This window comes from Adhaeribacter terreus, from assembly GCF_042657365.1.
Classification (GTDB): Bacteria; Bacteroidota; Bacteroidia; order Cytophagales; family Hymenobacteraceae; genus Adhaeribacter_A; species Adhaeribacter_A terreus.
The window spans coordinates 275816-297274 of record NZ_JBHSKT010000003.1 but is presented as its reverse complement, the minus strand read 5'-3'; the positions used below and the strand labels follow the sequence as shown (position 1 = coordinate 297274).

13 protein-coding genes and 1 tRNA gene are annotated in these 21459 nt (G+C 45.5%); 9 read left to right on the top strand and 5 right to left on the bottom strand.

Annotation, left to right across the window (positions count from 1 at the left end):
- Positions 1 to 5: 5 nt before the first annotated feature.
- The 6 genes from ACFPIB_RS06520 to ACFPIB_RS06495 all read left to right on the top strand — a co-directional run bounded on the left by ACFPIB_RS06520 (position 6) and on the right by ACFPIB_RS06495 (position 4410).
- Positions 6 to 302 carry a hypervirulence associated TUDOR domain-containing protein gene (locus ACFPIB_RS06520; protein ID WP_378016626.1) on the top strand — a complete coding sequence of 99 codons (297 nt, stop codon included), beginning with the start codon at positions 6 to 8 and terminating at the stop codon, positions 300 to 302.
- Positions 303 to 343: 41 nt separating this feature from the next.
- Positions 344 to 862, top strand: coding sequence for a DUF488 domain-containing protein (locus ACFPIB_RS06515; RefSeq protein ID WP_378016625.1), 519 nt, complete (start codon positions 344 to 346; stop codon positions 860 to 862).
- Positions 863 to 924: 62 nt separating this feature from the next.
- Positions 925 to 2754, top strand: coding sequence for a glycoside hydrolase family 15 protein (locus tag ACFPIB_RS06510; RefSeq protein WP_378016624.1), 1830 nt, complete (start codon positions 925 to 927; stop codon positions 2752 to 2754).
- Positions 2751 to 3224, top strand: coding sequence for a hypothetical protein (locus ACFPIB_RS06505; RefSeq protein WP_378016623.1), 474 nt, complete (start codon positions 2751 to 2753; stop codon positions 3222 to 3224). Before ACFPIB_RS06510 ends, ACFPIB_RS06505 begins: the two co-directional genes overlap by 4 nt.
- 284 nt (positions 3225 to 3508) lie before the next feature.
- Complete coding sequence (locus ACFPIB_RS06500) at positions 3509 to 4069, top strand: DUF4142 domain-containing protein (protein ID WP_378016622.1); 561 nt, start codon at positions 3509 to 3511, stop codon at positions 4067 to 4069.
- The gene (locus ACFPIB_RS06495; RefSeq protein WP_378016621.1) at positions 4066 to 4410 is read left to right on the top strand and encodes a plastocyanin/azurin family copper-binding protein; all 345 of its coding nucleotides are present in this window, start codon (positions 4066 to 4068) and stop codon (positions 4408 to 4410) included. Before ACFPIB_RS06500 ends, ACFPIB_RS06495 begins: the two co-directional genes overlap by 4 nt.
- An 83-nt stretch (positions 4411 to 4493) precedes the next feature.
- Here ACFPIB_RS06495 and ACFPIB_RS06490 read toward each other — a convergent pair whose 3' ends face one another.
- The gene (locus ACFPIB_RS06490) at positions 4494 to 5621 is read right to left on the bottom strand and encodes a glucose 1-dehydrogenase (protein ID WP_378016620.1); all 1128 of its coding nucleotides are present in this window, start codon (positions 5619 to 5621) and stop codon (positions 4494 to 4496) included.
- 144 nt (positions 5622 to 5765) lie between these two features.
- On the opposite strand from ACFPIB_RS06490, the gene ACFPIB_RS06485 reads away from it, so the two are divergent.
- Positions 5766 to 6434 (top strand): NADPH-dependent FMN reductase, encoded by a 669-nt coding sequence (locus tag ACFPIB_RS06485; protein ID WP_378016619.1) that lies wholly within the window; start codon positions 5766 to 5768, stop codon positions 6432 to 6434.
- A 150-nt stretch (positions 6435 to 6584) separates the two neighbouring features.
- Positions 6585 to 7562: a ring-cleaving dioxygenase gene (locus ACFPIB_RS06480; protein WP_378016618.1), complete on the top strand. Its 978-nt coding sequence runs from the start codon at positions 6585 to 6587 to the stop codon at positions 7560 to 7562.
- Positions 7563 to 7799: 237 nt separating this feature from the next.
- Here ACFPIB_RS06480 and ACFPIB_RS06475 read toward each other — a convergent pair whose 3' ends face one another.
- Positions 7800 to 9077, bottom strand: a complete 1278-nt coding sequence (locus ACFPIB_RS06475; protein ID WP_378016617.1) for a PQQ-dependent sugar dehydrogenase — start codon at positions 9075 to 9077, stop codon at positions 7800 to 7802.
- Between the two features lie 369 nt (positions 9078 to 9446).
- Here ACFPIB_RS06475 and ACFPIB_RS06470 point away from each other — a divergent pair.
- Positions 9447 to 9519: transfer RNA gene (locus ACFPIB_RS06470), tRNA-Thr, on the top strand.
- Positions 9520 to 9592: 73 nt separating this feature from the next.
- On the opposite strand, the gene ACFPIB_RS06465 is transcribed toward ACFPIB_RS06470, so the two are convergent.
- The 3 genes from ACFPIB_RS06465 to ACFPIB_RS06455 all read right to left on the bottom strand — a co-directional run bounded on the left by ACFPIB_RS06465 (position 9593) and on the right by ACFPIB_RS06455 (position 21204).
- Positions 9593 to 10507 (bottom strand): pirin family protein, encoded by a 915-nt coding sequence (locus ACFPIB_RS06465; RefSeq protein WP_378016616.1) that lies wholly within the window; start codon positions 10505 to 10507, stop codon positions 9593 to 9595.
- A gap of 276 nt (positions 10508 to 10783) precedes the next feature.
- Positions 10784 to 17872 (bottom strand): LamG-like jellyroll fold domain-containing protein, encoded by a 7089-nt coding sequence (locus ACFPIB_RS06460; RefSeq protein ID WP_378016615.1) that lies wholly within the window; start codon positions 17870 to 17872, stop codon positions 10784 to 10786.
- A 362-nt stretch (positions 17873 to 18234) separates the two neighbouring features.
- The gene (locus tag ACFPIB_RS06455) at positions 18235 to 21204 is read right to left on the bottom strand and encodes a LamG-like jellyroll fold domain-containing protein (RefSeq protein ID WP_378016614.1); all 2970 of its coding nucleotides are present in this window, start codon (positions 21202 to 21204) and stop codon (positions 18235 to 18237) included.
- Positions 21205 to 21459 lie beyond the last annotated feature (255 nt).

The window sequence follows — 21459 nt, the reverse complement described above, 5'->3', positions numbered from 1 at the left end:
AAGCTATGGAAAAGAGCTTCAAAACCGGCGACCACGTGAAATGGAATTCTGAAGCGGGCTACGTTACTGGCAAGATCATCAAAGTGCACACTTCAGATTTCGATTATAAAGGCCATACGCACCGCGCCAGCAAAGAAGAACCGCAATACGAAATTAAAGCGATACAACCGACCACATTGCCGCTCACAAAGGTTCGGTGCTTATCAAAATACACGATTAGCAGATGTAGTTTCCGGGAAAGTGAATTATCTGGCTTTCCTGAGTTTTTAACCCTAAAACCCTACCGTTTTTTAAGCGTCTAACCAGTAGAAAACGCTTAAAAAAAAATCAGAATCAAACAGTAATGGCAAAGCCGCAACCTGAAATCTGGACCATCGGCCACTCTACCCGGAGCCAGGAGGATTTTCTGGAAACCTTGCTGTCGTTTGGAATTGAAGCGTTGGCGGATGTCAGGCGCTTTCCGGGTTCCCGGAAATACCCGCAATTCAATGCCGGTGCGCTGGAAAATTATCTGCCTGAAACCGGTATTGCTTACCAACCTTTTCCGGAATTAGGCGGCCGCCGCAAACCTAACCCCGATTCCAAAAACACCATCTGGACCAGCGCATCTTTCCGGGCTTACGCCGATTATACCGAAACCACTGCATTTGCTGAAGGTATAAGCCGGCTTACGGAGTTGGCTGTTGCAAAACGTACCGCTTACATGTGTTCGGAAGCGGTTTGGTGGCGTTGTCATCGGGCTCTGATCTCTGATTATTTAAAAGAACGGAACTGGAAAGTAATGCATATTATGAAAGCCGGCGATGCCAGAGAACATCCGTTTACTGCTGCTTACCGGGAATTACACCATATAACTAAATAGCTATCCGAAGAAGAAAGGAAGCTGGTTTTAGATCTTCTTTTTTAAGAACCGATTACATTATAATGGCCGCCAGACTTTCAGATTATGCACTTATTGGAAATTGTCGCGCGGCTGCTTTGGTAAGCAATAGCGGCTCCATCGACTGGTGTTGTCTACCAGAGTTCGATTCGCCGGCTATTTTAGCGGCCCTGTTAGATACGGAACGGGGAGGTCATTTTTCCATTGCGCCGGTTGCAGCTTTTACGTGTTCCCAAACATACCTTCCGGCTTCGAATGTGGTGGAAACACGCTATAAAGTAGCTGATTCGGAGGCCAGATTACTCGATGCGTTTGTAGCCATGACGGAGGAAGAGAAAACCAGATCGCTTTTTCCGGATCATGAAATTTTGCGGGTGCTCGAAGTAACTTCCGGCGAAATAGAATTTCGAATGGAATATGAACCCCGGTTATTTTACGGGAAAGAAGCTGCCACGCTGCAAGACCGTAAGAAGTTAGGCATTCAGGTTTTATGGAAAGAGCATATTTTTAACTTGCTCAGCACCCTGGATAACGGTATCATAAACGTGGCAAAAACTAAAGAATGCGCAACTGCAACGTTTCGTTTACGCGCCGGCGAACGGGTTATTTTTTCTTTAAGTTATTCCAGCCAAAGCCCTGCTGTATTACCCGAACTGAAAGAAACAGCTTTGAGAAGATTGCAGCTTACCGATGAATATTGGAACAACTGGCTGAAGCAATGCAAATACAAAGGCTTGTACGAACAAATGGTAAAACGCAGCGCCCTTACCCTGAAACTATTGGCGCATGCACCTTCCGGAGCCATTATTGCGGCACCAACCACATCGCTACCGGAAGAAGCTGGAGGGGAACGCAACTGGGATTACCGGTTTTGCTGGCTGCGCGATGCTTCTTTTACCACCCGGGTTTTGGTGAAACTGGGATTTGAGGAAGAAGCGCATGCGTATATGGATTGGATATTGCACGCCACCCGCCTTACGCAACCGGAATTACAGGTTGTTTACTCGGTTTTCGGACATGCTTCTTTGCAGGAAACAACTTTGAACTGGCTTACCGGTTTTAATAATTCGAAACCAGTGCGTATTGGAAACGGCGCGCATGATCAGTTTCAGTTGGATGTTTATGGCGAAGTGCTGGATGCCGTTTATGAATATGCGCCGCTGGTTAAAGAATTTGCCCGCGATTCCCGGAAATTTCTGTTGGGCTTAGGCGAGATAATCTGCCGGGAATGGAACCAACCTGACAACGGAATTTGGGAAGTACGTTCCGCAAATACGCATCATACGCATTCAAAAGTAATGGCCTGGGCTGGGCTTGACCGGTTAATTAAGCTGGCTGAAAAATATCAATGGAAGGAAGCTCCCCTGGAGAAATACCGCGAAGTAAGCCAGCAGATCCGGAAGGCCGTGGAGCAATATGGGTATAACGGAAAAATCGGCGCTTATACCCGCGAGTTCAATGGAAGTACGCTGGATGCCAGTTCATTGGTTTTTCCGCTGGTTGGTTATTGTCCCGCAGATTCTCCGCAAATGCGTTCTACCAGGCAGCAAATTCAAGAGCAGCTTACGAACCGGAACCTAGTGTACCGTTATAAACATGTAGACGATGGTTTGCGTGGTGGCGAAGGGGCATTTGGGATCTGTAATTTCTGGCTGGTAGAAAATTTAGTGATGGCGGGGGAAATTGAGGAAGCACAAATGGTATTCGAAGCGGTGCTGAAAAATGCGAGTCCGGCGGGCTTGCTGGCCGAAGAATTTGAACCGGAAACCGGAGAAATGCTGGGTAATTATCCGCAGGGTTTTACGCATATCGGGTTGATCTGCGCCGCCCTGACTTTAAATGAATCGTGCAAAGGAAAGGAAATTGCCCGATGAATATCGATAACCTGCTCTTATGGGGTTTTGCCGCTACCATTATACTAACCATTTTGCTTGCTGCGTCCCGGCCGCTGGGTTTTACCCGCATGGATCTGCCCTTTATTTTAGGCACGCTTTTTACCGCAAACCGGAACAAAGCGCCGTGGCTTGGTTTGCTGGCTCACTTAACCATGGGCTGGCTCTTTGCTTTTATTTACGGCGCTGCTTTCGAAAGTTCGGGTTTGCAAACCTGGTGGTTTGGGATGGCCATCGGGCTGGTGCACGTAGCTTTTGTATTATCGGTCGGGCTGGAAATTCTTACGTTTATTCACCCGCGTATGGCCCGGCCTTTTCAGGGGCCAACGCCTACCAAACAGCTGGAGCCGCCCGGCATATTTGCGCTGAACTATGGCAAAGGAACCCCGATCGTAACGCTGCTGGGCCATTTGATTTACGGTGCTATTCTGGGGTTTTTCTATCATACATAAAGGCATTTCCAAGCTATTTGCTAATTGATCCGAAGCACTTTTTCAAGCAAAAACCATAGCGTTTTATCTCGCTGTTTTTCCGTTTTCAAAAAGAATTCTGCAATGCTTGCTGATGTCCAGAACGGTATACTTTTAACGAGAAAAAGTGCTTTCCAAGCTTGTCGTTTTAAAGCCTAACTTTAGGGTAAACATCTTGTTACAGCCATAAAATTTACCCTATCCGTTTTTGTAACCTTTGGTCGTTTTTTAACTCTAAGAAATAAACCACAACTAAAACGAAAATTATGAGAAAAATTCAAAATGCGACTGCCTGGATAGCCGGTGCGCTGTTCAGTGTATTTTTATTGCAGGTTCCGGCCCAGGCTCAGAAAGCAACCGGTAAATTATCAGACCCCGAAGTGGCTTCGGTAGCAGTAACCGCCAACCTGATCGACATAGATTATGCTAAAATTGCGAAAGAGAGATCGAAGAATGCCGAAGTGATAAAGTTTGCTGATATGATGGCGAAAGATCACCAGTCGGTAATTGACCAGGCGGTGGCGCTTGCCGGAAAATTAAAGATAACCCCGAAAGATAATGCTACAACCAAAAAGCTACTGGCCGATGCGGAAAAAACCAAAACCATACTGCGGGCAAAATCCGGGGCTGCTTTCGACAAAGCGTACATCGACAATGAAGTTGCTTACCACAAAGCCGTAATTTCGACGGTTAAAGATGTGCTCATTCCGGAAACGGAAAATGCGGAACTCAAGAAACTGTTGCAGGATGCAGCTCCAATTTTTCAAGCGCACCTGGAACATGCCCAAATGGTTCAGAAACAATTCAGGAGCATCAGTAAAAAATGAGTATCCGAAAGAATTTAAAGCCAGCCTTATTGCTTGTTGTTACATTGCTGCTTTTCTATACTGGCAAGGTTGTTTCCGGAGCAGAAAAAGCGCCGGTAACGCATACTGTGGAGATCGTGCAAATGAAGTTCAAACCCGCGCAGATTACCGTAAAAAACGGTGATAAGATCTTGTTCATTAACCGCGATATGGTAGTGCATAATGTAACAGAAGCAAGCGGAAAATCCTGGAAATCGCCGGACTTGGCTACCGGTAAGTCCTGGAGGTTGACGGTAACCAAAAGTGCCAGCTATTACTGTACTTTTCACCCCGTAATGAAAGGCAAAATAATGCTGAAATAAGTTTCCCAAACCGGCTCAGAATTTTAAAATCTGAGCCGGTTTTTTTATAAGATCCAAGAAACTGTTGCCAGAGTTTTTGGGCTCTAAACCCTAGAGTTTTTTGTTTCTTTATGCCATTCCACCACCACTTTTATTTCATCGTCGTCGTGCTGATGTAAGGCAGTCTGAAAATCCTCGAAAGGAATGCGGGAAGTGATGAGCTGGTTTACAACTTCGGGCCACTTCCGGTAACTTTGTTGCAGCATTTCTACAGCCATTTCATAGTGCGCATAACTGGCATTCACGCTGCCGAGCAGGATCTGGTTTTTCAGAACGAGTTGTTTCATCAGGTCAGCGCTTATATTTGATATGGGGCGTTTGCCGGTAGGAATTCCGGTGGCAACGTAAATGCCGTTTATGCCCAACGCTTCCATTAACTGGAACTGCAATTCGGCAATGCCGGTGGCTTCAAAAATAAGATCGATCTGGCCAAATACTTTATCTATTTCCTGCATTTTAACCAACTTTCCGTTTACATACGTACCGCCAATTTGTTTTAAAAGCTGCGGCCGCAACGAATCTTCCGGCACAATATCCAGACCTATTACTTCGGCTCCTTTCAGGCGTAAAATTAATGCAGCCAACAAGCCAATAGCACCCGTTCCAGCTACCAGCGTTCTTTTGCCCTGCAGCCATTTTTCCTGGTTCATAATGTCTTTTAAGCGGGCTTTTTGTAAACCCAAAGCTTCATCTATTGCCTTCGCGGCTACGCTCATGGGTTCGGTTAAAACGCCGAGATGTTTGATTGCTTCCGGTACTTTTATCAGGAATTCTTCTTTGTCTACCACGTATTCCGCCTGAAAACCGTCGGCACCTTTTATGCCTCTTTCGGTATAGTTTCCGGTGTAGCACATATCGCTGCGGCTGTTAAGGCAAGCCTCGCATTCGCCGCAACCACGCCGCACCATGAAAACGCCAAAATCTCCGGATTTGACTTTTTTAACCAATTTGCCTACCGTTTCCACCTGCCCGAACATTTCATGACCAATTACCAGTTTCTGTTTTCCGGCTGGTGCAGTGGCCTGGCCGCCGGACGTTTCTTCGCGGTCGGTGCCGCAAATGCCTACTTCCCAGACCTTTATTTTCACTTCATCGTCGGTGGTTATTTGCGGTTCGGTTCTATCTTCCAGGCATACGGTTTTGGTGCCGGGTATCAGGGTAATTGCTTTCATGCTAAATATTGGGTTGAAATATAAGTTAACGGTGAAATTTGTGCGCTTTTAAGCCACTAATTCGAATATTACGCGTAATCCACCAAAAAGGAAGACGATCAAATTTTCATGCTTTTGTGCAACCCAAATTCTAAACTATAACTGATGGAAGAACAACAAATGCCTGACGGACAAGGGCAAACCAGTTTTCTGGTTTTTTCGGCCTCGCTGCGGGCTGATTCGCTGAACACCAAACTGGCCAGATTAGCGGCGCAGGTGCTCGAAAAAAATGGCAGTAAAGTAGATTTTGCTTATATGAACGCGTTCGATTGTCCTTCTTTTAATCAGGATCTGGAGGTAGATGATTTTCATCCGGAGGGCGCAGAAGCATTCCGGAAACGTGTATTGGCTACCGATGCTTTTATTATTGCTTCGCCGGAATATAACGCTTCCATGCCCGGCGTGCTGAAAAATATGATTGATTGGGTTTCCCGTTTCCGGCCGCAGCCTTTTCACCAGCATCACGCTTTATTAATGTCAGCTTCGCCATCTATGGTTGGCGGCAACCGGGGTTTGTGGTCTTTGCGCATTCCGCTGGAACATTTGGGCACACGGGTTTATCCGGATATGTTTTCGCTGGCTACGGCGCACGAGGCTTTTGATGCACAAGGCAATTTAAAAGATGAAAAACTAGCCAAAAGATTTGAAGATAACCTGGTAGCGTTCAGGAATCAGGTGGAAGCATCCAAACATTATCCGTGCATTAAAAAGGCTTGGGTAGAATTTCTGGGTGAAAAAACGAACCGGGAAACGGAGCGGGTGGAGGAATCCTGAGATTTTATTTCGGCCACTTCATTTCTTTTTTTCCGGAGAAAATAATAATTCTGTGAAAGAAGAAACCAATTTTACAGCGGCAGAAGATTACCTGAGTTTTTGAGGTTAAAACCATACCGTTTTTCAACTGAATTGTATAGTGAAATTTTTATGAATCAGCTAAAAGGAGTGCACCACGTTACTGCCATTACCAGCAGCGCCGAAAAGAATTACGATTTTTTTACGAATATTTTGGGCATGCGGCTGGTAAAGAAAACGGTAAACCAGGACGATATTCAGACCTACCATTTGTTTTTTGCCGACGACAAAGGCAGCGCCGGAACCGATATGACTTTCTTCGATTTTCCGGGTATTCAGAAAGGCGTGCACGGTACCAACGAAATTGCTAAAACCTCGTTCCGGGTGCCTACCAATGCAGCTTTGGATTACTGGATAAAGCGTTTCGACCGGTTAAAGATCAGCCACGAAAACATAAAAGAACAATTCGGCAAGAAAACGCTTTCCTTCGTTGATTTTGACGACCAGCAGTACCAGTTGATCTCCGATGAAAATAATAAAGGCATTGTTTCCGGCACGCCCTGGCAAAAAGGTCCTGTGCCACTGGAATTTGCAATTACCGGTTTAGGCCCCGTTTTCGTCCGGATCGCTGATTTTCAGAACTTTAAAATAATGCTTGAAACGGTGCTTTTGTGGAAGGAAACAGCTCAGGACGGCGCATTTCATTTATTTGAAATGGGCGAAGGCGGCAACGGCGCATCGGTGATCGTGGAGGAAAATGCTAAAATAAACATCGCGCAACAAGGCTACGGTACGGTGCATCATGCTGCGTTCAGGGTAGAAAACAGGGCCGTTTTAGATGAATGGATCGCGCGGATGAGCAGTTTTGGCATTCCAACTTCCGGCTACGTAAACCGCCACTTTTTCGAATCGCTGTATATAAGGGTTGCGCCCCAGATCTTATTCGAATTTGCCACCGACGGCCCAGGATTTATGGGCGATGAACCCTACGAAACGCTGGGCGAAAAACTATCGTTACCGCCATTTTTAGAACCTAAACGAGCCGAAATTGAAAAGCTGGTCCGCCCGATCGATACGACAAGAAGTACAAAAGAATTTGTGAAAGCGTAAGGCGAATTCAGAACAGAAACACGAGTGTATTACTTCAAAATTTTCCTGAAAAATTCAAGAGAAAGCAGATAAGAAAATGGTAGTTTTTCGACCCTAAACCCTACCGTTTTCTTATCTGCATTTGTTTAAATTTGGCTTGAGTTTTTATGCCTAAAACCATACCGTTTTTCATCCGGAAAGTAATCCAAAAGGCCGAAAACAAAACGCGGAATCTTTTAATTCGATCTTCCGAAAAGATTACTGTTTAGGAACAATTTTTAGTAATTCTCCTTTAGTCTCATCGGTTACCAGGTATAAAGCGCCATCAGGTCCTTCTTTCACATCCCGAATACGTTGGCTTCGTTCAGTAAGCAGATGTTCTTCGCCAACCACTTTGTTGTTCTCAATTTTCAGACGAACCAGTTTCTGATCGCGTAATGCACCAACAAACAAATTACCCTTCCACTCCGGAAAAGCTTTACCGCTGTAAAACTGAGCTCCAGACGGCGCAATTACCGGGTCCCAGTAATAAACCGGTCGTTCAAAGCCAGCTTTATCTGTAACTGATCCCTGAATCGGTTCCCCAGAATATTCTTCCCCGAAGCTTACCAAAGGCCAGCCATAATTTTTTCCTTTTTGGATCAGGTTAAGTTCATCGCCGCCTTGCGGCCCCATTTCTACGATCCAAAACTGGCCGTTCTGGTCGAAAGCAGCTGCTTGTACGTTCCGGTGACCCACTGTCCAGATCTCAGGCATTACATCTTTTTTTCCTGCAAAAGGATTGCCAGGAGCGGAAGTTCCTTCGGGTGTCAGGCGCAGGATCTTTCCCATGTGGCTGTTCATTTCCTGTGCCTGCGGCCTGATCTCAATATCGGAGCGTTCGCCCAGGGTTACATACAGAAAACCATCCGGACCAAAAGTCAGCCGTGAACCAAAATGATGTCGTCCATCGTGTACCGGTAAAGCCCGAAAGATAATTTTCACATTTTCTAACCGGGTGCGATCTGCCGATAAAATTCCGCTGGCAACGGAAGTTGCGTTGCCACCTTTACGAGCTTCCGTAAAACTCCAGAAGATTTTTCTGCTTTTATCGAAATCCGGGCTCAAAGCTACATCCAGTAAACCACCTTGTCCGCCATAATCTACTGCCGGCAAACCTGCTATCGGTTTACTTATTTGTCCGGAAACCGAAACGATCCGCATACGGCCGGGTTTTTCGGTAACGAGTAAAGCACCATCTGAAAGGGGCTCTACAGCCCAGGGTTTTTCGAGCCCTTTGGCCAGCACTTTCACCTCAAATGCCGTTGTGGTCTTTATGCCGCAGGCGCGTGTTTGTTCCGGAAAAGCCGGTTTTTGATTGCTGGCATTTGGCTTACGGGTTTCCAGCGGACTGCAGTCTTTTGGGTTTGGCTGTCCGTTGCCGATATTTGTCTGAGCTTGGGCAGTTTCGTTATTTCTGGCACTCTGACTCTGGCAGGATGCTCCGTTTAAAGCGAATAAGATTGTAACCGATACAAACAAAAATGATCTTTTCATGCTGTGTTTCGTGAAGGTTGCGGAAAAACGTAATATGACATGAGCAAATGCTAAGTTAAATACCGCTCAAACAGGCACTACGGCATGCAGCAGTTTACGTTATTTTACAGGCAATATTTCAGGCAATATTTTTACTATCTGAAAGCAAATTTGAAGCAGTTAATAATGGAATCTAAACCTGGCTGCATATTTTTTTTTGTAAAATAACAGCTCCTGATACAAGCGTAAAAACCGTGAAAACCAACAATATAGAAATTGATAAAAAAAATGGTATCGTTTTTAACGAAAAAAGTAATGGCTAAAGTTTGGAAATTAAATTCAGCTTACTACTTTTGCATCATCAATCGGGCATTAAGCCTGAAAGAAGAAGCCTCCATAGCTCAGCTGGTAGAGCAACTGACTTGTAATCAGTAGGTCGTTGGTTCGATTCCGACTGGGGGCTCTTAATAATCAAGCACTTACGAGATAAAACTTGTAAGTGCTTTTTTTTATTTTTTGGCCCATTTATTTTTTCATCAGGAAAGAGCTTCCGGTGCAGGATTGCCGGCCGGCCTGGATCTGTCTGGTGGCAGCGGAATAAATTCCTGATTATCGTTGGGGGGCAATAAAATTCTACCTTCTTTCCAGTCGGCCTTTGCCTGTTCAATTCTTTCTTTACTGGAAGAAACAAAATTCCACCAGATAAATCTTTCTCCTAAAGGTTCGCCGCCTAGCATCATTAAAGTGGTATTTTCTTTGGCAAGCAAAAAGGGATCAACGCCTTTGCTGAAAACCAGCATCTGGCCTGCTACATAAGTTTTGCCTGCAACCTCTATACTGCCTTTGGCAATGTAAATACCGCGTTCAGAATGTTCCTTAGGTAATCCAAACCTTTTTCCGGCATCCAGCACTACATGCAGGTAGAAAAGCGGCGAAAGGGTTTTTACGTCGTTCCGCAACCCAAAAGCATTGCCGGCTATAAGTCGCATCCAGATACCGGTTTCTGTAAAAATGGGTAACTCATGGGGTTTATAATTCTGAAATGCAGGATCAGCTTCTTCATCTTTTTCCGGTAAGGCCACCCACGTCTGGAGCATTTCGAGTTTCCCACCGGCCAAAGCATCCGGTTCCTCGAAGCGTTCAGAATGTGCAATGCCCCGGCCGGCAGTCATCCAATTCACTTCGCCTGGCCTGATGATCTGCTCTACACCCAGACTATCGCGGTGCGTAACCTGACCGTCGAATAAATAACTAACCGTAGAAAGACCTATGTGCGGATGCGGCAAAACATCCATGGCGTGCACTTTCTGAGGTTGAATGGTTACCGGGCCGGCATGATCCATAAAGATAAATGGGCCAACCATTCTTTTCAGGCGAAAGGGAAGAATTCGCTTCACATCCATGCCGGGGCCTATGGACGCTTGCCGGGCTTCTATTACAATATCTAGCATCGAAGTTTTATTTAGCTAAAGTTTTTAACGCATGAAATCAGAAAAGAGGAAAAAGAACGAAAAAAAGTTTCGGGATTAAGTTAAGAATTCTAAGCTGAAATTTACAAAACGGTATCTTTTTAACAGCTAAAACTCAAGCTTCGGAAAAGCAGCAAAATAAAAAAAGGCCTCTGCTAACCAGAGGCCTTTTTAACGGATGCCCAAACGATAAATCTTTCTTCAAACCACAGTTTTTAGACATCTGAGCATACCGTTTTCTTAAGCGGCACCATTAAATTAATTGCATAGATCATGCACTAGTTTTATGGTTTCGCTGTATCGGTTATTTTGTAAACGAACCAGATACAGGCCGCGTGGTAATTTTGAACCATCCAGTTCCATAGAGAGGTTTTCACCGGCTGTAGCATAGCCTTTTTTCAGAACCTTTACCGGATGCCCTGCCATATTGTATAGCGTTATTGAATACTCACCGCTTTCCGGAACCGCAAAATTAATTCTGGTAGTATTCATAAATGGGTTCGGGCTGGCATCAAGTTTTTCTACTGGAATTGGCGGACTGGTTACTGCCACTCGGGCTGAAGATATATTGGCTAAACTACTGATCTCAGCACTGGTTAAAGCCACATTGTAGATCTTCGGTTCATCAATTGCCCCTTTAAACAGGTTGTTTCCGGTGCTTTGGCCGCCAATGGCGAGCGGTAAATTATTGCTGGCTATTGCCGGTGGCGAACTTAATGTTTCAGTTTTATTGAGCACACCATTTATGTAAACTTTTATGGTAGTACCATCGAAAGTAGCCGCAATATGCATCCAGGTATCACCATCGGTCGGGTGAAGGATTGAAGATTGCGCTTTGTAATCACTTCCGCCGGAAACCTGGTTGTATCGGAATAAAATTTTGCGGGTACTGGTAAGCGAAAGCTCATAACCATCGGCATCGCCGGTTAGTCCTTTTTTCAGAATTACCTGCGCCGAGCCAGATTGTTCCGGCTTGATCCAGGCGGCTAAAGTAATGGCATTATTGATGTTCAGAGATGCGCTGGAAGGCACGGTTGCGTATTGGTTCGAGCCATTAAGTTGCAAGGCCTGCCCTGCAACACCAGCCACTTTAATTGGGTTTCCTACCGTAGTTGCGTTATTTGCATTCGCAGAAGCATCGAATAACGTATTACCGTTCGTTTCCTCCATTTCCCAGTAACCCACCAGTGCAGTTGATTGCGTTTTGGTAGTAAAGCTTCGCGGTGCTGTCCAGCTACTTATTCCGGCCGAATTAACGGTTCTTACCCGCCAGAAATACTTTGTATTATAATCCAGTCCGGCAACAGCAGTAGAAAGTGCGGTTATATTACTTTCATCTGAAACGAGGTTGACAAAATCTGAAGTGGTGGCTACCTGCACCTGGTAACTTGTAGCGTAACTCCCGGCAGTCCAGCTTAGCATGGCCGGAATTGCAATGGCAGTAGCATTATTAGCCGGCGCATCTAAGGTTGGTGGTCCAGGCAACGCTACCGGTTCAGTAGTAAACTTCCTCAGAGCCGACCATTCACTTTCTCCCGAAGAATTTACCGCTCTTACCCGCCAGAAATACTGAGTACCATAATTTAGCGTAGAAACAGCAATATTAAGTTCTGTAATATTGCTGATATCTGCGGCAGGCGAAGCAAAGTCTGAAGTTGGTGCCACCTGTACCTGATAAGAAACGGCATTGGTTACGGCACTCCAGCTAAGCGTTACCGGAATACTCATATTAGTTACATTGTCGGCTGGCGCAACCAGAGTGGTTGCATTTGGTACTGGCCTGAAAGTTGGCATGGTAGCCAAAGCGTTTATATCGGCGGCACTTAAAGCAACATTATAAACCCTTGGATCATCGATTGCTCCTTTAAAACGGTTGTTTCCGGTACTCTGTGCGCCAATGGCCAGCGGCAGGTTGTTGCTATTTATTGCTGGCGGAGAGCTTAATGTCATTGTTTTATCTAAACTTCCATCCACATAGATCTTCATGGTAGTACCATCAAAAGTCGCTGCTATATGCATCCAGGTATTGCCATTGGTTGGGTGCAGGGTAGTAGCAAGTAAACGGTAGGTATCTCCCGACGAAACCTGATTATAGCGGAACATGATCTTACTGGTACTGGTTAAGGAAAGCTCATAACCGTCTGCAGAACCCGTTACGCCTTTTTTCAGAATTACCTGCGCAGAACCGGTTTGTTCCGGTTTTATCCAGGCAGCTAAGGTAACAGCATTGCTTGCATTGAGCGAGGCACTGGATGGAACGGTAGCATACTGATTGCTTCCATTAAGTTGTAAAGCCTGCCCATAAACTCCCGCAACTTTGGTTGGATTACCCACCGTACTGGCATGGTTATTAAAAGAAGATGCATCGTTCAGAGTCGTTCCGCTGGTTTCTTCCATTTCCCAATGCCCAACCAGAGTGGCCGGTTGCGAGCCGGTAGTAAAGCTCCAGGTAGCAGACCAGGTGCTCACTCCGGAAGCATTATTGGTTCTCACGCGCCAGTAATAAAGCGTATAGTAAGCCAAGCCAGCTACCGATGTGTTTAAAGTAGTAATATCGTTCACATCAAAAGATGGCGTTAGAAAATTCGTTGAAGTTGCTACCTGCACCTGGTAAGATTCGCCATAAGGTCCTGCATTCCAGCTAAGGCCAACCGGGGTTAACACTGCAGTGGCATTATTAGCCGGGGAAGCCAGCGTTGGCGGGCCAGGTAAAGAAATTGCTTCGGTAGAAAAACTCCTTACCGCCGACCAGCTACTCGTTCCCGAAGCATTGGTAGCCCTTACCCGCCAGAAATATTGGGTGCTAAAGTCCAGCCCGGTAACGGAAGTATTGGTCGTTGTAATATTACTCACATTATAAACCAGGTTACTGAATCCGGAGCTTGTTGCAACCTGCACCTGATAGGATTCAGCGTTTAAAACCGCATTCCAACTTAATGCCGCCGGAAGTACGACTGCGGTAGCAGCATTAACCGGTAAGTTCAGAATAGGCGCAGCCGGAGCCGGAACTGCTACCGTGGTAAAGTTCCGAACCGAAGACCAGCTACCCGCCCCGGTAGTATTAATTGCTCTAACACGCCAGTAAAATTTCGTACTATAAGTTAAGCCTGAAATTGGCACTGAAAGCGTAGTTATGCTGCTGGTATCTTTAAAGATGGTTGCAAAATTAGAAACAGTAGAAAACTGCAGTTGATAGTAATAAGCATTGGAAGCAGCTTTCCAGCTAAAATTCCTTGATACTGCTACACCAGTTGACCCACTCGAAGGAGAAGACAGGGATACTGTACCAGGAACCGGTGGCGGCGCCACGGTGGTAAAACTTCTGACTATAGACCAGTTTCCCGATCCAGAACTATTAGTTGCTCTTACCCGCCAGAAATATTGAGTGCTGTAGGCCAAAGCGGGAACAACTGTACTAAGGGTAGTTAAATTGCTGGTATCAGTGATGAGGTTTGTAAAATCTGCCGTGGTAGCCAGTTGCATCTGATACGTTTCGGCGTTAGTTACCGAATTCCAGCTTAAGGTTGGAGAATAGGCAACTCCGCTTGCTCCGTTAGATGGCGAAGCCAGGGTTGGAGCAGCTGGAATAGGTATTGGCATGGTAGTGAAACTGCGCACTTCCGACCAATTACTTACTCCGGACGAATTTACAGTCCTAACCCGCCAGAAATATTGAGTTGACCAGTTAAGTCCGGAAACTGACCTTGATAAAGTAGTAATGTTATTGATATCAGCAACCGTAGCAATAAAATCTGCCGTTGTAGCTACCTGAAACTGGTATGACTCAGCATAATCACCAGCATTCCAGCTTAAAGCCGGTGGGTTAGAAACGCCTGTTGCCAGATTAACCGGGGCAACCAAAACAGGTGCAACCGGCATTGGTATAGACATGGTGGTAAAGCTTCTGGAAGCTGACCAACTACTGGTGCCGGAGCTATTGACGGCTCTTACCCGCCAGTAATATTGCGTACTGTAATTCAAACCTGAAGGAGAACTGTTCAGGGTTGTGATATTGCTTACATCAGAAATTATGGTTCCAAAACCGGAGCTGGTTGCTACCTGTACGCGATACGTGGCTGCATTTAAAACCGCATTCCAGCTTAGCACTGCCGGTAAAGCAACGCCTGCTGTGGCATTCGCCGGCAGATCTAACACAGGCACATCCGGAACTGGAACTGCAACGGTTGTAAAACTCCTTACCGACGACCAGTTACTTGCCCCGGTAGTATTGATCGCTCTTACGCGCCAATAATATTTGGTGCTGTAGGCCATACCGGAAATGAGTACCGAGGTGGTAGATATATTCGTAGAATCTTTAAAAATAGCCTGGAAATCTGAAGTTGTCGCCAGCTGTATCTGGTAGTAATAAGCGTTGGATGATGTATTCCAGGTTAAAGTTCTATCGATAGCAATAGATGTTGCACCGTTAGAAGGTGAGCTCAAGGCCGGAATACTCGGAACCGGCGGCGGTGCCACGGTGGTAAAACTTCTGACTGCAGACCAGTTTCCCGTACCTGAACTATTAGTTGCTCTTACCCGCCAGAAATATTGCGTGCTGTAAGCCAATGCCGGAACAACTGTATTCAGGGCTGTTAAATTGCTGATATCAGCTATCAGGTTTGTAAAATCTGCCGTAGTAGCCAGTTGCATCTGGTACGTTTCCGCATATGTTACTGCATTCCAGCTTAAAGTGGGAGTATAGGCAACACCGCTAGCTCCGTTTGATGGCGAAGCCAGGGTTGGAGCAGCTGGTACTGGTATAGCCATGGTAGTGAAACTGCGCACATCCGACCAAGGACTGGTACCTGTAATATTAGTAGCTCTCACGCGCCAGAAGTATTGGGTACTGAATGCTAAACCTGAAACGGAGGTATTTAAAGTGGTTAGGTTGCTTACGTTCGATATGGTGGTTAAAAAATCCGAAGTGGTGGATAGTTGCATTTGGTAAGAGGCAGCATGTGCAGAAGCATTCCAGCTTAAAGTTGGTGCAACGGCAATTCCGGTAGCAATATCGGCCGGGGAATTTAATACCGGTGCAATTGGTAATGGCGGTACAGTCGTAAAACTTCTGACCACTGACCAGCTACTTGAGCCAGATGTATTAATAGCTCTGATCCGCCAGTAATATTGTGTACTAGTATTTAACCCGGAAACAGAAGTGTTTGGAATGCTTATATTACTGGTGTCTTTAACTAGCGTCAGGAAATCTGGAGTAGTTGCTAGTTGCATTTGGTAAGATTGCGCATACGTAACGGCATTCCAGCTTAAAGTGGTGCTTAAAGGAATATTGATGGCACTATTTGCCGGAGAAACCAAGGTTGGCGTTGCTGGTACCGGAATTGCTTCGGATATAAAACTGCTCGTATCTGACCAGGCACTAACGCCAGAAGCATTTATGGATCTTACGCGCCAGAAATATTCACTGCTCCAGTCGAGGTTATTAATAGTTCTTGTGAGCGTACTTATGTTATTAATATCTGAAACAATCGTGAAGAAATCGTGTGAAATAGCTACCTGCACCTGGTACGTTGCAGCGTAGGCGCCGGCATTCCAGGTTAACACTGCGGGAAGTGGGACGTTGGTAGAACTATTTGCCGGAGAAGCCAGTACCGGCGGACTTGGCATGGGTATAGGCTGGGTTGTAAAATTTCTTACCGAAGACCAGCTACTGCTGCCAGAAGCATTTACGGATCTTACCCGCCAGAAATATTGGGTATTCCAGTTCAGATTGGTTGCAGTTAGTGTAAGACCGGTAATATTGTTTACATCAGAAACGATGGTCTGAAAGCCAGAGGAAGTGGCTATCTGTAATTGGTAAGTGGCGGCATAATTTGCAGCATTCCAGGTGAAAACCGGCGGGTTACTTACAAGCGTTGCGCTATTTAATGGTGCGGTTTGTACTGGTACACCTGGCAATGGAATAGCTTCCGTAGTGAAATTTCTTACTGCAGACCAGGCACTTGCCCCCGATTTATTTACGGCTCTTACGCGCCAGTAATATTGCGTACTCCAGTTTAAACCCGGAACTGTTGACGAAGTATTAGTAATATTGCTTCCATCATAAATTAAATTCTGGAAAGTTGAACTGGTTGCTACCTGTAATTGATACGTTTTTGCATATAACGGCGCCGTCCAGCTAAAATTTGAAGCCACCGGTAAACTGGTAGCACCGTTGGCAGGAAGATTTAAAGCTGGTGCTTCCGGAATGGGAGGATCATCGACGGCGAGAACCGATGCTGCCTGGGATGAATTGGAAGCGATAATTACCACTTCGAAGGTGTGATTGTCTTTTATACTGGTAGGATTATTATAAGTCCCGGAGATCAAGGTTTGCTGCGGGCCAAATGAGATAGAAGAAAGCGAGGATTCTCTGTAAAAGATTTTGCCGCCGTTTTCGTCTTCGGTATAAATAACCCTGATCTTACCTTTTAATTCATTTACCAAAACTATTCCGCGGGTACCTAATTCGGAAACTTTGTAAATATTATCCCAGGTGCCGTTCGGGCGGCGGACCAGCAGCGATATTTTGGTGTATCCCGGTGTATCGTAACTGGTTTTTACGGCGCAGTAAAGCGTTCCATTAGACCCGACTTTGAAATTCATGTGGTCGTCTGAAAAACCATGTCCTACATTCAGGGCAGATTGCGAAGCCGGGTTTTCATCGGCAGACCAAACGGAATCCGGGTCACTATCAGCATGCATTTTAAAACCCCAGCGTTGCGTATTTTGGTTCGACCAGAAAACCCCGATCTTATTGAACATTGGAAAAGCAATTACTGCCCCAATATCATCAGGATTAATGCCAGATGCTACAATTACAGGGTTGCTCCAGTTGGAATAAGGCGAATCGCTCCAGCGTACCGAAACGGTAGTATCCGTATCATAAGCCATCCACATCCGGCCGGTAGCGTCAATATCCAATGTGGCCGTTTCGGCGTCAGAATCAGTTGAAACTCCTACGCTTGAAGTTCGTGTTGTCCATCGTTTATATGTACTATTAGAAGCAACATATTCTATTGATACCAGCTCCGTTTTGTTGTTGTCGAATAGTAATATGTGAACGACATTTCCCGCCACTTTACAATCTGCAAAATAGTGCGAACTACTCGTAAGCGTTAATACATTCGTCCAGGTGGAATCGTTGTCCAAACGAAAAACGTGCATGCCGCTGCTGGTCGATAACACTGAAAAGTGCTTTCCATCGTGCATCCAGGCCTTCGCCTGGGGCTTTTCCTTCGTATTTTTGTCTACAGACAATGCTTTTAATTGCTTTACGGAAGAGAATTGTGCAAACACATTCTGGGTAAAGAGTAGTGAAAATGCAAGTAGCGCTAAGAGTTTTTTCATGGAGGACAAGTTTAAAGTACGGAAATAAGGTGTGGTATAAGCGGTGTTTATTATGCGTTTCTATATTGTTGTAGGTGTTTTTTTTTTCATTATTAAGCTGTATTATTTTATAGTTGGACATGTAATGTGCATAAGAACTTTCCCTGACTTTTTCAGCCCAAAAGCATAGCGTTTTTTCATAGGAACAGGAGCTCACGCTAACCTGCAGAAGACAGATCCGGAAGCTTTGCTTTATGAAAACGCTATGGTTTTAAACCAAAAAACTACTCAGGTACATTTAAATGATCGGAAGAGGATTGGAAGGGCGGAGAATTGCGTAAAATGAATTGGTGAGGTGATTGTGGTAATAAATTTGTGAGGGTTCAATCACCAACTTTAACCCTTAAATAGGTCTGGTTACTTTTGCTGGCAAACAATTTCACCATATAAATACCATCTGGTAAATTGTAATCTTTCAGGTCTACAGAAAGCCTTTCCCGGGACTCTGCGTAGCCTTGTTGCAGGACTCGTATTGGTCTGCCAGACAGATCGTACAAGGTAATGGTATAATCGCCTTTAGCCGGAACAATGAATTTTACTTTAGATGAAGACGTATGATTCCTGGAAATTTTGGTATCTGTTTGCCCGGTAGGTTCTGGTGGACTTGCTGCAGCCGTTCTTGCATTTGGTAAAGCTGCAAGAGCACTTATTTCGGTGGCATTTAAGGCTACGTTGTAAACTCTGGCATCGTCTATGGTGCCTTGCAACCTGCTGCCGCCATCGCTTTTTGCCCCGATGCTAAATGGCTGGTTATTGCTGTTTATCGGCGATGGTGAATCTACCGTTTCAGATTTTTCCAGCGTACCGTTCAGGTAAAGTTTCATAGTAGCGCCATCGTAAGTAGCGGCAATGTGCATCCAGGTGGTACCATCTATTGGGTGAAGATCGCTGGATGTAATCTTGAAATCGCCGTCAGCTGAAACTTCGTTCAAAGTAAAAATGATTCTCCGGGAACCGGTGAGCCCAAGTTCATACCCATCTGCAGTAGTACCTTTTTTCAGAACAACCTGCCGCGAACCCGATCTGCTTGGTCTTATCCAGGCTGCTAAGGTTAAAGCATTTCCTACATTCAGGGAAGCACTGGAAGGAGCCGTTGCGTATTGACTGGAGCCGTTCAACTGTAATGCCTGCCCATATATTCCAGTAACTTTGGTAGGATTTCCTACCGTGGTTGCATGGTTGCCGTTGGCAGTAGCATCCGTTAAAGTCATTCCGCCTACATCTTCCATTTCCCAATGTGCCACTAAACCTGTAACCGGCGGAGATGATTGTGATAAGGTTGTGAAACTTCTGCTAGCAGACCAATTACTTTCGCCGGAGGCATTGAAAGCCTTTACCCGCCAGGAATATTGCGTGTTATTGGCTAAGCCGGAAATGGTTCTGGAAAGGGTGGAAATATTACTGATGTCTTCAACTAATGGTGCTGAAAAGCTGTTGGAAATTGCTACCTGCAACTGATAGGAAGTAGCATTGGAAGCAGCATTCCAGCTTAAAGTTGGATTAATAGAAATTCCGGTAGCGTTATCGGCAGGCGAAGCCAGTGTTGGCGTTCCTGGTAAAGGCATCGGCTCCGATTTAAAACTACGAACGGCAGACCAATTACTTTCTCCCGAAGCATTAAATGCTTTCACGCGCCAAAAATATTGTGTATTGTTAGCTAAACCGGTAACACTTCTGGAAAGCGTAGTAATATTACTGATATTAGCCTCCGGTGACTGAAAATTAGAAGCGGTTGCTACCTGTAATTGGTATGAAGTTGCATTAGTAGCTGCATTCCAGCTTAAAACTGCCGGAAGTGCTACATTAATGGCATTATTTGCCGGCGAAGCTAGTAAAACGGTGTCTGGTCGTGATGCCGGTGAAGCTACAGTTGTAAAATTCCGGATAGATGACCAAGCACTTGTTCCGGTCTGATTTATAGCTCTTACCCGCCAGAAATGCTGCGTATTGTTGCTTAAACCGGTAACCTGGTTTGAAAGCGCGGCAGTATTTACATCTGCAACCAGTGGCGCAGAAAAACTGTTAGAAGTTGCTACCTGTAATTGATACGAAGTTGCATTGGAAGCTGCATTCCAGCTTAAAGTAGGATTCGTGGCTATACCCGTTGCGTTGTTTGCAGGCGCGGCCAATGTTGGAGTCCCGGGCAAAGGCGGAGTAGTTCCTCCGTCGCTGGCCAGTACGCCTACGGCCGTGCTGGAAGTTGACGCTAAAATTACAACATCTGAAGTATAATTGGTTTTTATGCTGGTAGCGTTGTTGTAGTTGCCGGAGATGAGAGTGTGTTGCGAGCCGAAGGAAATAGGCGAAAAGGCAGATTCTCGGTAATAAATATCGCCGCCGTCTTCGGTTTCGGTATAAACTACCCGTATTTTATTGGCAGCTTCATTCAGTATAACAATGCCTCTAGTACCTAATTCCGAAACTTTATAAGCATCGTCCCAGGTACCATTAGGTCGCCGCACTAAAAGTGTGATCTTAGTATAGCCGGGTGAGTCGTATCCGGTTTTAACGGCGCAGTAAAGGGTGCCATCGCTGGCAACTTTCATATTCAGATGGTCATCAGCAAAACCAGCACCTTTGTTCAGGGCAGATTGCGAAGCCGGATTCTCGTCGGAAGACCAGGAAGACGGACTTGCACCATCGGTATGCATTTTAAAACCCCAGCGTTCCGTATCCTGGTTCGACCATAAAACCCCGATCTTATTGAACATAGGAAACGCAATTACTGCCCCAATATCATCGTCGTTAATATTGGAAGCTACTGTAATGGGTGAGCTCCAGGATGAATATGGCGCATCGCTCCACCGAACCAATATGCTGCTGTTGTTATCGTAGGCAACCCACATGCGGCCGTTGCTGTCAATGTCTATGGTAGCGGTTTCGGCATCTGAATCGGTGGTAACTCTTACGGTAGAGGTTCTTCCGGACCATAGTTTATAGGTGCTGTTAGATGGAACATATTCAATAGATACCAGGTCAGAACTATTTCCTCTGAACAAAAAGACGTGCACAATATTGCCTACTACTTTACAATCTGCCCGCAGGTTTGAGCTGCTGGAAATAGTAAGTACCCTGGTCCAGGCATTACCGTCTAACCGCCACACGTGTGCGCCGGAAGAATTCGATAAAACCGTCCAGTGTCTGCCATCGTGCATCCATACTTTAGACTGGGGCTTTTCCCGGGTATTGGCAGATATTGAAAGCGACGCTAAATTAGTTTTAGAAGGAAACTGAGCCATACAATTCCCCACAAACAATAAGCCCAGGATTGCGAAAATCACATACTTTCTCAAGGCAGTAAATAATAAAGTTTGCAAATATTCCAGTTACTTCAGCTTTTGGTAAAACCCGTTAGCAATAATTGCCGGCAGGTTTGTGGGGTAGGTGGGGAACTACAAATTAATATTGCTGAATCGGAAGGGCGTTAGAGAGCGAGTGCGGGTTTGTGGTACTTTTTAACCTGAAATCCATACCGTTTTCTAATTACTTAGAGCCGGGCAGCATGCAGGTAATGATCATTAAAAAACGCTATGGTTTTAAAGCAAAAA